Source organism: Roseixanthobacter psychrophilus, from assembly GCF_043195195.1.
Taxonomy (GTDB): Bacteria; Pseudomonadota; Alphaproteobacteria; order Rhizobiales; family Xanthobacteraceae; genus NCEH01.
The window spans coordinates 1-246 of the sequence record NZ_JBAFWT010000241.1; the positions used below are offsets into that span (position 1 = coordinate 1).

Genomic DNA, 246 nt, shown 5'->3' on the forward strand with positions numbered 1-246 from the left:
GAGGTCGGCCTCGCCCTGCATCAGGGGCATCCCGTCTATTTCGTCACCTTCTATCCCGAGCCTGCCGCAGGGCAGACGCTCGCCGACGTGCTTCACGTGCTGCGGCGGTTCGTCGAGGAGGTGTCACGCCGCCATTCCGGCGCCGCGCCCGTGCTCTACGGGAATTGCCAGGCCGGCTGGGCGGTGACGCTGCTCGCCGCGGACTGCGCGGGGCTGACGGGTCCCGTCGTTCTCAACGGGACCCCT

Annotated in this window: 1 protein-coding gene; it reads left to right on the forward strand. The window is 70.3% G+C overall.

The window, feature by feature from the left end:
* A partial coding sequence (locus V5F77_RS29365; RefSeq protein ID WP_429008546.1) for a DUF3141 domain-containing protein occupies positions 1-246 on the forward strand: 246 nt, incomplete at both ends.